General features: G+C 47.3%; 13 protein-coding genes. 3 read left to right on the top strand and 10 right to left on the bottom strand.

Annotated elements, in window-relative coordinates:
- Positions 1-91 precede the first annotated feature (91 nt).
- Complete coding sequence (locus AC07KQ_RS10325) at positions 92-298, top strand: hypothetical protein (protein ID WP_003566793.1); 207 nt, start codon at positions 92-94, stop codon at positions 296-298.
- 92 nt (positions 299-390) lie between these two features.
- Positions 391-1,461, top strand: coding sequence for a zinc ribbon domain-containing protein (locus AC07KQ_RS10330; protein WP_003575963.1), 1,071 nt, complete (start codon positions 391-393; stop codon positions 1,459-1,461).
- A gap of 106 nt (positions 1,462-1,567) precedes the next feature.
- Here the strand turns inward: AC07KQ_RS10330 and AC07KQ_RS10335 are convergent, their stop codons facing one another.
- The 3 genes from AC07KQ_RS10335 to AC07KQ_RS10345 form a co-directional block, all read right to left on the bottom strand.
- Positions 1,568-2,662, bottom strand: coding sequence for a serine hydrolase domain-containing protein (locus tag AC07KQ_RS10335; RefSeq protein ID WP_003580388.1), 1,095 nt, complete (start codon positions 2,660-2,662; stop codon positions 1,568-1,570).
- Positions 2,655-3,728: an AI-2E family transporter gene (locus AC07KQ_RS10340; RefSeq protein WP_003571106.1), complete on the bottom strand. Its 1,074-nt coding sequence runs from the start codon at positions 3,726-3,728 to the stop codon at positions 2,655-2,657. The genes AC07KQ_RS10335 and AC07KQ_RS10340 overlap by 8 nt, the downstream gene beginning before the upstream one ends.
- An 84-nt stretch (positions 3,729-3,812) precedes the next feature.
- A complete protein-coding gene (locus tag AC07KQ_RS10345; protein ID WP_003566834.1) occupies positions 3,813-4,514 on the bottom strand; it encodes a class A sortase in 702 nt (233 codons plus the stop codon).
- A gap of 451 nt (positions 4,515-4,965) precedes the next feature.
- On the opposite strand from AC07KQ_RS10345, the gene AC07KQ_RS10350 reads away from it, so the two are divergent.
- Entirely contained in the window at positions 4,966-5,376 is a 411-nt protein-coding gene (locus AC07KQ_RS10350; RefSeq protein WP_003566836.1) for a GtrA family protein, read from the top strand.
- 53 nt (positions 5,377-5,429) lie between these two features.
- Here AC07KQ_RS10350 and AC07KQ_RS10355 read toward each other — a convergent pair whose 3' ends face one another.
- From AC07KQ_RS10355 to AC07KQ_RS10385, 7 genes are all read right to left on the bottom strand, one after another.
- On the bottom strand, positions 5,430-6,362 hold the full coding sequence (locus AC07KQ_RS10355) for a diacylglycerol/lipid kinase family protein (protein ID WP_003571110.1): 933 nt from the start codon (positions 6,360-6,362) through the stop codon (positions 5,430-5,432).
- Positions 6,363-6,572: 210 nt separating this feature from the next.
- A complete protein-coding gene (spxB, locus tag AC07KQ_RS10360; RefSeq protein ID WP_003580404.1) occupies positions 6,573-8,333 on the bottom strand; it encodes a pyruvate oxidase in 1,761 nt (586 codons plus the stop codon).
- 563 nt (positions 8,334-8,896) lie between these two features.
- A complete protein-coding gene (locus tag AC07KQ_RS10365; protein WP_003566843.1) occupies positions 8,897-9,799 on the bottom strand; it encodes a glycine betaine ABC transporter substrate-binding protein in 903 nt (300 codons plus the stop codon).
- Between the two features lie 11 nt (positions 9,800-9,810).
- Complete coding sequence (locus AC07KQ_RS10370; RefSeq protein WP_003566845.1) at positions 9,811-10,662, bottom strand: ABC transporter permease; 852 nt, start codon at positions 10,660-10,662, stop codon at positions 9,811-9,813.
- On the bottom strand, positions 10,655-11,878 hold the full coding sequence (locus AC07KQ_RS10375; RefSeq protein ID WP_003571116.1) for a quaternary amine ABC transporter ATP-binding protein: 1,224 nt from the start codon (positions 11,876-11,878) through the stop codon (positions 10,655-10,657). Before AC07KQ_RS10375 ends, AC07KQ_RS10370 begins: the two co-directional genes overlap by 8 nt.
- 268 nt (positions 11,879-12,146) lie before the next feature.
- On the bottom strand, positions 12,147-12,878 hold the full coding sequence (gene sfsA / locus AC07KQ_RS10380) for a DNA/RNA nuclease SfsA (RefSeq protein ID WP_003580410.1): 732 nt from the start codon (positions 12,876-12,878) through the stop codon (positions 12,147-12,149).
- 106 nt (positions 12,879-12,984) lie between these two features.
- The gene (locus AC07KQ_RS10385) at positions 12,985-13,446 is read right to left on the bottom strand and encodes a universal stress protein (RefSeq protein ID WP_003566853.1); all 462 of its coding nucleotides are present in this window, start codon (positions 13,444-13,446) and stop codon (positions 12,985-12,987) included.
- Positions 13,447-13,485: the final 39 nt, after the last annotated feature.

Below are 13,485 nucleotides of genomic sequence, written 5' to 3' on the forward strand. Positions count from 1 at the left end.
TTAACTGCGGCTTGATTTGCTTTTGGCAACTTTTAGCACGCATCACAATCATAATTGTCACCTTTTACTGAAAATATTTCTGGAGGTTCATGTGAAAAAAATTTGGCTATCAATTGCTGGCGTTTGGCTCATCAGCGTCATTTACTTTATCGTCTATCTGACAGTTCCCGCCATGCAGGTTGCGGTTAATGCAAGCGGCCTGTTGTCATTGGTTCATGGTGTCATGGATCTAATCTTACTTGGCGGTGCGTTTGCCTTAATCGCAGGCGCGTTATATCGAATATTTCATCGTCGTTAATGATAAAGACAGTTTTTTGTTATACTCTTTTTGTACAACTTTAATTTCATTCTTTATATTCAGCACTCATACATATCTTTGGAGGGAACACTATGTTTAAGATTTGTCCAAATTGTGGTGCGCATAATACTGCCACCGCTAAATTTTGTACCCGATGCGGCACCAGTTTAGCCGGTGTCGTTGCAACAGCCGAAACGGCGGTTCAAAGTGCACAACCGACTTCTGAGAATGAAGCCTCAACCGCCAACACAGCAGCTGTTAGCGAACAATCTTCAGTGCCAAGCAGTCTAACTTCATCGTCAGCTCAGAATCAACCCGTAACGCCGCAACAAGCGCAAAGTCAGGTCACCCCGCCTGACAACAGTCAGCAGCAAGTGCCACCACAACCAGCTAGCACACAGACACAAAGTCAGCAAACGGCTCAAGGACCAGCACCGACAGCGCAGCCTTACCAGCAGGCTGATCAAACGCAGCAACAAGCACAAACACCGCCAGAGGAGCCGAATCCCACGGTGGAGGCTACCAAAAAGTATGCTGGCAGTTACTGGCGCTATCTGGTCGACAGCATTAAACATCCTGCGACTGTGACGCGACCATATCACCAGTATTTTGGACTAACCAGTTTAGCCATCACGATTGTTAGTTTGGCATTAACCATTGCCTTGATGACTGGTTCCGCAGTGTCGTCATTGCCAGGCGCAATTGCTAGTAATGTGTTGATAACCTTCCTAAAATTAGTCTTTCTAGTGGCGGTCCTGATGATTGCAGTGGTCGCCGTCTATTACTTAGTCGTCAACGGCATGCTTGGCGATCGGCGCCGATCTTTTCTGACATTTACCACCGAGTATGCCTTTCACTGCAACTGGATGGTCTTTTTCTCAGTGTTCACGCTGCTCATGCAAATGCTTGGTATGATTAACATCGGTTCAATCTTCCTGATTTGGTTGCTGCTATCGCTGGGCAGCGGGTTATTCGTCATCTCTGGCACGTATATGTTGTTCACCGCTCAGTCAACCAACCGTTTTGATAAAATCTACGCCTATCTAATCGTTGGTATTTTACTAGTCATCGTGTTCTTGATCATCATGACGTTCGGCCTTTCAAGTATTCTCGGCGGCATTGGTCAAGGTATCAATGATTTTGGCCGCAGCTTTAACTTTTAGACAAGTATCTACTGCTTAATCCAGCGGCTTTTTAGACAAAAATAGGCCTTAAGACCTGACACATGGGTAGTGTCGTGATCTTAAGGCCTATTTTTTTGGTCGTCACTCAATTGACCAATGCCTCTAGGTTCTGCGCAAGACTCACGGTATCAGTTGACATTGTATGATTGCCAAACAAGACCACACCGCTTTTCGCATCGGCTCGAAAATAGGCTAAGGTGCTGAAACTTTCCGGATTGTCGTTGTACATTCCCTGTAATAACCGCTGGTCGTCTAACCACATCACGCCACTGGCATATGGATTACCATCCCCATAATTGGCGTTAATCAGCTGATGATAGACTTTTAACGGCATGATTTTCCCAGTCTCTGCCGCAATGATGACTTTAGCCAAGTCCGTTGCGCTCATATACACACTGCCGCTGCCCAACAAAGTCGACAACAGGGCGTTGCTCAGCTCATCTGGTTGATAATCGTTATCACCGGCTGTTAAGTAGCCCTGCGCAACAGGCATCTGCGCCGTCAACGCCGTAAAGTTATGGGTGTGCGTCAGTTGTAGCGGGGTGATGATCGTTTGTTGTAAGACATTCGCAAAACTTTTACCCGTAACTTGACGCACAATCCCCGCTAGCACTGCATAGTTAGCATTAGCATAAATGAAGCTGTGGTCGCCAGTTGATCCCATCTGCTTGAATGTCCAGTCCAAAATAGCCTGCTCCGAGGTTAAGGTTTGATCAGGCGTTAGTTCGTCCATTTGAATACCAGAACGGTGATCTAATAACTGACGAATCGAGATGTCCTTACTATGATCAATTTTCGGGAAAAACTTGGCCAGTTTGGTATTAAATGACAGTTTGTGCTCGGCAATCAAATGACCGATCACCAGTGCCGTTAAGTATTTTTCAACCGACGCCAAAGGAAACATTGTCTCGCCGTTATTGGCTTCATGTTGACCATGATCCGCGTCACCGACGCCGCCAGTATAAACAATCTGACCGTTTTTAATCAAAGCCACACTACCCGTGAACGCCGTTTTCTTAATCAAGGCTTGGGCATGTTTGCCGACTTGCGCTTGCGGCACCGGACGCGCCACAATTTTACTAGCTTGGCGTTGATGATACACCCACGCCATCGTTAAGCCCGTTGCAGCCACCAACGCTACCGCCAATACAATCACAATCAGCCAACGGTGTTTATGCATCGTCATCGTGCTCCTTGGGCTGCGGCACACTCGCGTATGTTGATTGCTTGTGCGCCGTACCAGCAATTTTCTTGACGCCCAATACATCTAGGAAAAAGGTAAAGATCGGAATGCCGACAATCAATCCCCAAGTGCCAAATAACCGCTCTGCCACTAACAAAACGACAAAGGTAAAGAAAACTGGCAGCTGTGTCCGGCTGCTCATGAACTTCGGATTCAAGACATAAGCTTCTAGCACATGAATAGCTGCAATCATGATCAAAATGGTGAGAACATCTTGCCAACCGCCGACTGTATAACCAATAATCGTGAGCGGAATCAAGGAAATAATCGCTCCGGCAACTGGGATCAAGGAAAGTAAAAAGACCATAATCGCGAGACTAGGGGTGTTCGGCATTTTTAAGAATAGTAGCGTAATCGTTGTGATCACGGTATTCACAACTGCAATAAAAATTTGTGCTTCCATCACAACGCCAAAAGTATTGATAAACTTCATCGCGAAATATTGCAGATCTTTGAAATACCAGCCGAACGGTGAATCCAGAAACAGTTGGCCAAACGCAGGCAAGCTGTCAAGCTCAATCGTGAAAAAGAAACTAAGAATGAAAGAGACAAACAGCGTCAATCCCATGGCGCCGATATTGCCGGCGTATTGTAGCACCGTGGTCACGCCAGTCTTAAGTTGTTCCGTCAAGTTGAGACTCTTCGTGCTTTGCAGCACCCATTGCATGACCTGATTGTTGGCGAACGCCTCACTGTTATAAAAGTTTTGCACAGAATTAAACAAGCCAATCGTCTGATGAATAATCGCTGGCACGTAATGCACTGCAGCGTAGACTAGGCCTAGGATCACAAGTATGTAAACTGGCACCACAATCACAAATGGGCGAATATGAACATGCCGCTGAACAGCGTGGACTAAGCGGCTGACTAGGAACGCGAAAATGAAGGTCAACAAAATATCGCTCATAATGCTGCGAGCAAACCACAACAAGAGAAAGACTGAAAACAACACCACTGTGCGCCTAACCGGAAGATTATTGATGAACTTTTCGTAACCTGACATACTTTTCCCCACATTCTTAACGAGATACACTAAGCCTGCCGCAAAATCAAAAAAAGCGCAAGCATTCGCTCGCGCTTGCCGAAATTATAAGAAAACCTTCAAGTGTTGCTTCGTTGCCTTTTTAACTGACTGAAGCTGGCCTTGAATAATAATGCGATCCACTTCGCCTTCAGTTGGCGATGCACACGTCACCATTGTAATCAGTTTCTTACCGGCAACATCATCAATCCACTGAACTTGGGTTTCATTAACAACCTGTTTACTGGTCACTTTATACGAGTAAACTTTCTTCATATCGGTGATATAAATGATGTCGTCTTGCTTCACATTTTTGAGCGGTGAAAACAAAATACCTTGATTGGTCATGTAGTGACCAGCTAAAGCGTAATTACCTTCGCCCATTTTTTGATCGGCTTTCATCGTGCCTGCCCCTGCACTGAGATTCTCATTTGATAACCCTTTAAAAATAGGCAATTTCAAACCGACACTGCGAATGGCAACTTTGCCAATAGGATGCAGGTCACGGTTAAGCGCGGCATTGCCAACTGTATTGATATCAAGCGCTTTGACCCCTTTGAAATCAAAGGTTGCTTTGCGTTTTTCATTTTTGTTGACATTGTCACGGTCAACTTGTGCCATCGTCCACTGGCTAAGATGATCGACCACAAATAATTTAATGGGTTCATTGAAGATCAGCGCTAATCCCAGAAGGATACCGAGCGTAAAAATGGTTCGCCAAAGCCAACGATGTTTACGCGGTGGCTGTTTTTTATTAGATTGTGTCATCGTCATCCTCCTCGGGGAAATCATACCTTGAAACGTTGTGAGATTCAAGCAAGGGTGCTTGGGTGAACGGATCAATTGCGGTTTGTTGTTTTGATAAATAAGTTGTTTTTCTGTTCTGCTGTCGTTGGGATGTTCGCTGTAGTCCGAGCTGGCTACGCGGCGATTCGGGGTGGCGACCGCGAAGCTAGAGTGGTGGGCACGACTTCGAGCCCACGCGCAAAACCCGCGCGCAGTCTCGAAGCTCGGCCTCCTTGTAGGCGGTAAACCGCCAACAAGGATTTCACCACTGAGCCCATCGCCGCTCCGCCAGCTCTCCAGATTCTATTTTAATTTTAAAACGGTATTCTGATCTACTCATGCAAGAACGACCCACAATGGCCCCACAATTGAAGTTCTACATGCCCCACCTGCCATGGTATACTATTGAAAGTTTGCATAGGAGGCGCCTGTTTTGAAGAAGCTTTTTCAACTCTATAAGCGTTATGAAATGATCATCAATTACCTGTTTATCGGCGGTTTGACCACGTTGATTAACTTTGTCACGTTCTTCGCCATGCGGTATTTTGGTATTGGCTTAGTTTTGACCAATACAACGGCGAATATCGTCAGTGTCATTTTTGCTTTTTTTGCCAACAAAAGTGTCGTTTTCCACAGTGACTACTCAAGTAAGAAAAAGTTCTGGTTCGAGTTAATCAGCTTTCTTGTGTTGCGTGGGGTCTCCTTGTTGCTGGATAACTTGATCATGATCATCGGGGTCGATTGGCTGCATGGTAATGAGATTCTCGTCAAAATTTTAGATCAGGTCATCATCGTGATCGCCAATTATCTCTTCTCAAAATTGATTTTCTTACGCAAAAAATAACTTCATGAAGTGTGCTGACCCTTGTCTTTGTTGCAGGCGGCTAGCACGCTTTTTTAAGTTGGCAGCAAAAATAGTTGCTTGGTTTGATGCAGTGTCACCTGAATCGGGGTTGAATATTCTTCGCCGTCAATTTGAATCGGTACAGTCGCTGACGTGGCGAATTCAAATGTCTGACCTTGTGCGTGGTGCATGGCGCGGTGAACGGAACGGCCGCTGAGAATGGCGAACAGCACCTGAAGCAAAATGCCCAATTTTTCGCGATGCACCTGGACAAAAGACAAGGTGCTGCGATTATCTGCTTTATTTGGGAACAGTCGCAACCCGCCACCCAAGAATGGATGATTGGTAAAAACATTGAGATAAGCGTTGTCGATCGCCATGCCTTGACCGTCTACCTGCCAAGTCGCGGGAAATCTTTTCTGTTGCCGAAGTGCTTTCAGAATGCTGGCGGCATACGAAAGATGACCAAGCTTTAGGGCATTTAATGCCGCCTTGTGATCGGAATGGTTTGTTTGATACACGATTTGTGCATCCATGCCAATACCAAAGTTATTAATAAAATACTGAGTCCCGTACTTGGCCGAGTCTGCCACCCCGATTTTCAAGGCATGCGGCATTGCCGTTGTCAAAGCCGCCGCAGCTTTTTTCGGGTCCAGAGGAATATGGTTGGCGCGGGCAAAATCATCACCTGTTCCGGTTGGCACATAGCCAATGGCGACTTCTGGATGACCTTGTCGCTGCAACCCATTCACAACATCGTGTAGCGTCCCATCACCACCAATCACGATCAGTTGAAGATCGTCCATCTTGTGTTGATAAGCCTTGATGAGTCGTTCGGTCACCAACCTGGCATCACCAGCCTTGCGCGTCTGACTAATATGCAGTGGCGCAAAGTGGGACTCAATGATTGCAACTAACTCAGGTAATTGCTTTTTCCAGCGGGCATTCCCCGCACTGGGATTCATAATCACTTCAGCAAAAGGCATTTTTCTTACTCCGTCTCATTAGATAATTGGTCAAAAAGCGATGATATTCTTTATCGGCGATGACCACTTTTATCATATGATACCTTTTTCAAGGCGGCTAAACACGTATTGCGCTTGCCAAACTGACTCACTTAGCTTACTAGTAGCATGGTGATTAAAAACAGCACGGCCAGCGCCGTACTGTTGTTTAATCCATTTTTTAATCACTAGTTAAGCCACAGGCACCTTGTGTGTCTTCAAGAATTCACTCAGCGGTACCAATCTTTCCGCGTAGTAACGCTTCTTGAACGCAGCAATCGTGTCTGCGTCAAACTGGTTAGGATCCAATTGCAGATGCTCAACTGGAATTGGCCGTTCGTTGGTGATTTTGGCATCAATCAAGGTTGGTTTGCCGGCAGCCCGGTTGGCTTCAGCTGTTTCAAAAGCCGCTGGCAATTCGTCAACTTGGGTGACAGTAATGCCGGTCATACCCATGCCTTTCGCAACCGTCGCAAAATCAATCGCTGGCATGTCGATCCCGAACCACTCGTGACCATCGTCCTCCTGCTCATCTTCAATGTACCCTAGTGCATTATTTGAAAAGACCACATTGATGATTGGCAAATGATAACGGACTTCGGTATCCAAGTCCTGCATCACCATCGCCGCGGCACCATCCCCAGCCAGGTTAAAGACCTGTCGCTTTGGGAAGCTCAATTGACCGGCTAATGCGGCCGGCAATCCAGCGCCCATCGTGGCAAACAACCCACTGGTGGTCCACGCTTGGCGCCCATTGACTTTCAGTAACCGGACAGCATTTTGGGTAACATCCCCGACATCAATCGCAAAAATGGCATCATCAGTAGCAATGCGGTTAATTTGGCCGAAAACTGGTTCGAAGCGCATTTTCCCGGTTGTCCGGGTCATCATATCGTCATTATACTGATGCCAATTTTTCACGTTGTCGACATTGGCTTGATACCAGCCGCTGCGTGGTGCATCGTCACTACGATCAATCATTTTCTTCAAGGTTGCCGGAGCATCCGCCAAAATGGCAACATCTGTGTGATGGCGCTTGCCCAATGTCTTCGAATCTGCCTCGACCTGAATAAACTTGGCGTTCGGTGAGAACATGACTTCAGCAAACGGGTAATTTGAACCGACAAACATGATCAAGTCAGCAACTCGCAACGCTTCATTCGCTGGTTTTGAAGCCACCCGAGCTGCAGAACCAAGCAGTGATTCAAATTCGTAAGGGATAATCGGCTTGCCAAGTGCTGTCGTAATGACTGGCATCTGTAGCTTTCTGGCCAGCGTCATCACCGTATCAGCAGCCCCACGGACGCCTTGGCCAACGTACATCACGGGCCGTTGCGCTGCGCCAATTAAGCGCAACGCCGCATCTACTTGCTCGTCGCTGCCAGCTGGTAAAACTGGGGTGGCGTGGGTAGCTGCTGCACTGTAGTAGCCATCGGCTGGAATTTCTTCGGCTGCCAAATCATTGGGAATCACAACAATCGCAGCTCCACGGCCGGCATAAGCACGGCGAATAGCCTCGTCAATAATATGCGGCAGACTAGCCGCCGTGGTAACCGTCCGCGCATACAAAGCGGCATCTTGAAACATCGGATCTTCATCCAGCTCTTGGAAGAAATCGTAATTCATGAAGCGTTGTTCAACTTGACCCACAAGAAATAACGTCGGCACCTTATCCATTTTAGCGTCATACGCCCCTTGAAATAGATGGGTTGCACCGGGTCCCGCTGATCCAAATGCCACGCCAATATGCCCAGTCAATTTACCATCCGCCACTGCAGCTAGCGCACCGACCTCTTCATGTCGGACGTGAATATACTTTAAATTGTCTTTCTCTTCATCCAGCGCATACATCATATTGTTAAAAGTACCGCCGGGGATTCCGTAAACATGTGTCACACCCCAGCTCTCAAGTGTCTTCAACGCGGCGACACCAGCCTTAATGGTCTTTACCATAAGAATCCCTCCCAAAAAGTGATCGCGAACAGGCACGCTTAGAAGTCGGCACATATGTGGGCTTCTGCGACGACGAGCGCGTTATTCAGTATCTCTCGCGGTTATACTAGATTTGTTTTAGGCATAAAGCAATTATTTTGTTCAGAGCACGAGGTGAGGTTGGGACATCATTCACAGCCAACAACAAGGCGACAATTTCCATACAAAGCTGAAATAGTTGGCCTTATTCTCATGGATCATTTTTATTGAGATTTAAAGATACCAGTGCCAAGGCGGAGCAATCGTAGGCCAGATGGGGCTCAGCCGTGCAAACAACACAGCGACCGGGTTTCGTCACTGATGTTGTTAGGCGACTTCGAGACCGGGCTTTGGGCTCGAAGCGCCGTCACGCTCTAGCTCCGCGTCGCAAGCCACATCTGGCCGGAGATTGCGGAGTTTGGCACGGCAAAGAATGTTAGTCTTAAGCTTCCGCTCGATTAGCCGTCATCATCTAAACCGCCCAATCGCATAACAAAAAAACGGCGAACCCCCCATATCAAGGAAAGCATTCGCCGTCATCAAACTTATTTCAAATCTTCAATACTATTAATATTCTTCATATACTTCGGCACTGCCAAGCCGACCTTTGCACCATCTAAGTTCACGCCAAGATCAACAACTTGATTCTTATAATCAGAATAAAGTTTTGCTGACGTATTCGGTAACCAAGCAGAAACCTGAGCATCGGCAGCTTTAGTTGCAACTGAAGCCCAAACTGGTTGTGGTTCCATTGCCCGAATCGTCACGTTATACCCTATTTGCCGCAAAACAGTTGCAACAACATTGGTGGATGCGATTTCCGAATCCCACGCAATATAGGTCATCGTCAGTTTAGGCTTGCCGCTAACATGCGTCACACCCTTGGTCCACTGTGCGATTTGTTCTGGGTGCTTCTTAACGAAAGCTTTGGCTGCCTCGGCAGGATCTTTGCCGCCGTTGACCGCCAGCATCACACTGGACATTTCTTCAGGCGTCCAGTGGAACTGATCTAATACCTGATAAGCTTGCGGTGCATCCTGCTTAAGGCCCTTCCGCACGATTGTATGAATCTGTTCGGTTTTGCCGTAAACATTTTTAGGATCCTTGAGAAACTTTAGTGGAAACTTGGTGAACATCCAGTGCGGCGTCCAGCCAGTGACCACAATCGGACGTTTGTCGGCAATCGCCTTTTGCAACGTACTGGTCATAGCGGCGGTGGAACTTGGTTGCAACTGCCACTTTTTATCCACAAGACCATAAGCTTTCAGCGCTTTGTCTGTACTGGTCATGACCCCAGCGCCAGCATCAATCCCAGTAATGGTGTAATTGATTTGCGGTCCCAGCGGCTCTTTAGCGTCATACTTAGGCTGCGTGCTGCTGCAGGCGGCAAGTGCACCGACTGTGATCAACACCGCTAGCGCCGCGGCAATCTTTTTCAAAAAAGTCAAACGGCCACCTCCTAACGACTTCGATTGAGACTTTGCGTGATCCGGTCAAGAATGATGGCCAAAATCACGATGGCAAGCCCGGCGACAAAACCGCCGCCAGCATCATTACGGCCGACTGCAAAGTAAACCTTCGTACCTAAGCCCATCGCACCAATCATCGAAGCAATAACAACCATTGACAGGGCCAACATCATACTTTGGTTGATACCGGCCATAATGGTTCCGCGGGCAAACGGCAACTGCACCTTCAACAATTGTTGCCAACCAGTTGCCCCAAATGCGACCGCTGCTTCATTTAAATCCGCTGGTACTTGCGTAATGCCAAGCTGCGTCATACGAACTGTCGGTGGCATCGCGAAGATAACCGAGGCTACAACCCCGGGTACCATCCCGATACCAAAGAAAGCAACGGCTGGAATCAGGTAAACAAAGGCCGGCATCGTCTGCATGAAGTCCATCAATGGTTTCACCACTGCGGAAACTGACTTGCTTTCGGCCGCCCAAATTCCCAGCGGAACCCCGATGACAATCGCTAACAAACTTGCGGTCAACACTAAGGTTAACGTTTGGGTCATGTCACGCCAGAAACCAAGGTTCCAAATCAACAGTAAACCAAGTAATTCAAAAATCAGTAAGCTGCGATATTTCTGGTCGCGTTTCAGATACCAAGTTAACGCTAGTACCAGGATGATGAATAACCAGATGGGAATAAAATCAAAGACAGCTTGGAAAGCATTCACAATGCCGCCGATGAAGTTCGTTAAAACCCCGAAGAAGCCGGAAAACTGGGTTAACCACGCAACAAATGAATCGACCCAGTGGGCCAATGGTAATGTGGGAATGCTGATTAAAATGTTAGACATTGACATTGACCTCCTGTCCAGATAATGCACCTAAGACGGCACCGCGAATGATGATCCCGCGTAAGCGATCATGATCGTCTACCACTGCAAATGGTACCGGTGTGGTGGAAACGGCGTCTAGTAAGTCTGCCAACGGCGTATCCATTTTAGTCGTTGGCACATCGGACTTAACAATTGAGCGCAGATCCTTTTGACCGGCATCAATAGCTGACCGCACGTCGTCGGCGTCCAAAATGCCGACGAGTTTACGTTTAGTATCCACAACATACAAACTTGAAATTTCATTGTCCCGCATCCGCCGGGCAGCCAAACGAGGACCATCTCTATCAATATTGACTGTGTTGGCCCGAATCATCACATTGGCAGCCGTATAAACCTGGCTGCGATCAACACCTTCAATGAATTTCTCAACATAATCGTCAGCAGGCTGGCTCAAAATTTCTTCAGGCGTACCAATCTGAACGATTTCGCCATCTTTCATAATCATAATGTGATCGCCAATTCGGAGCGCTTCGTTGAGGTCATGCGAAATGAAGACAATGGTTTTTTGCATATCTTCTTGCAAGTCCAATAATTCATCTTGCATATCGCGACGATTCAGCGGATCAAGTGCTGAAAAAGCTTCGTCCATCAGCAGAATTTCGGCATCGCTAGCCAGCGCGCGGGCTAAACCAACACGTTGTTGCATGCCACCAGACAACTGATCTGGATATTGATCGGCAAAACCATTTAAGCCAACCAAATCGAGTGCTTTGTTGGCTTTCATCTCGCGTTCATCTTTCTCCATCCCTTGAATCTCAAGTCCAAAGGCAGCATTTTGCAGAACGGTCCGATTCGGCAGTAAGGCAAAGCCTTGGAAAACCATGCTGAGCTTTTGCCGTCTAACTTCACGCAATGCCTGCTTATCAAGTTTGGCAATGTCATCACCGTCAATCAGTACTTGCCCGTCTGTCGGTTCAATCAACCGGTTCAGCATCCGTAAGGTCGTTGATTTACCAGAACCGGAAAGTCCCATAATCACAAAAATCTCACCGGTTTTAATCGAAAAATCAGCACGATCAACACCAACCGTTGCGCCGGTTGCTTTTAAAATTTCAGGCTTGGTCTTGCCGGCCTTCAACATTTCTTTCGCGCGATTCACGCGCTTACCGAAAATCTTGGTTAGCCCGCGAACCTCAATTTTTGTCTCGGCATTACTTTCAACTTTGTGTTGCATCTACTCACTCCTTGTTTTGAAAAACGTTTGTCATCGAATTGAAACAATGCTATCCATTCTAGAGATAGTTTGTGTGTGATTCAAATCACGGAATTTCATTTTCATTTTCGCCGCCATTAAGCGTCACATGACGTTCTGCAATTGATGCGCACAAAAAAAGCCCGTATCCGCATGAGGTTATGGGCTAGGGACAATCAGCGACTCGAATTTTGAGAGCTTCTCTGAAAGTCAAGGATAGATGAAATTTAGATGGGATCTTTTTCATTATTCACAAGCTGTTAAGATTAATCTCTGAAAAAGGCAAGTGTTCGTCGAATGGTATTTCGTTGCCTAATGTGATTTGATCTGGGCCAGTCATGGTGTCATAAGCCAGCACGCGAACGCCATTTTGTTTAGCAGTCGTGATGGCAGTCACTAGTTCAGGAAAACGGTCCCGATAAATGGTCATTTGGCGAATATCCGGTAATTGCACGATGAACAATAAAAATGCCTGATACCCTTCTGCCTGCGCCATCGTCAGCGTATGAACATGCTTGACGGCGCGAGTTGTTGGCGCATCTGGGAAAGCTGCTAGGGTGCCATTAGCCAACGTGACGCCCTTCGTTTCAACAAACCACGACTGGCCATCAGCGGCTTTTCCAGCAAAGTCCAGTCGCGAATCGCGCCAAGTCGATTCTGGATGAACGGCGTATGGCAAAGCGAGTCCCGGCAATTTTAAGGTGCCAGCTTCTAAACATTCCTTGGCAACATGATTGGGTGCCAGACTGTCGATGTTGATCCAGCGATCTTGCCGTTGAACAGCCAGCAAGTCATAATGCGTTTTGCGATTTGGGTTATCAACATAGCGGACACTGGCTAATGATCCCGGAATCAAAATTTCTTTATTGCGTCCGGTATTATTCATGTGGACAGGTTCGACGGTGCCATTCAGGTCAATTTCAACGGTAAAGCGACTCACCCGTTTGATGAGCTGCCCGACGCTGACATTTTGGTAGTACATGCGTTACTTCCTCCCCTTGTTGGGTGTTGGCCGCCATGAAAATAGCAGTCGCAACGATCCATGAAGAATCGGTACGACTGCTCATTTTTGCTGCACTTGACCGAAATCAGCGAACGATAATCACCGAGACCGATGCATCGCGAGCAACTTCGCTCGCAACATGACCAAGACGTAACCGACCGCGGCGAACATGAGAACCCATAATCACCAAATCCGGTTTGAAGGCTGGGATCACTTCGTCAAGAATGGCAGCTGCTGGCCGCCCTTCTGCAACGATCGGTTGTGCGTTTTGAACGCCAAATGCCGTTGCTTTTTCGACGTAAGTGTTCAGATCCTTAGCCAGTGTTTCCCGGGCCGCATCAACATCATCAGGTGTCAATGATTGGAAAATATTGAGGTCGCCGGTTTCAAGTACCGACACGATCCCCAACGGAATGTCATAAATCTTGGCAACCGTGCAGGCGTAGTTCAATGCCTTGCGCGAGGAGTCGTCATCATCATCATCAACCGCCAATAACAACCGGTTATAATGCATGGATTCAATCGTCAAATCATCTTCAGTAACCAAAAGAAATGCCCCCTTGCAAGTTTAGGTATCCCTAACAAT

The organism is Lacticaseibacillus sp. YLM2-1, from assembly GCF_056583465.1.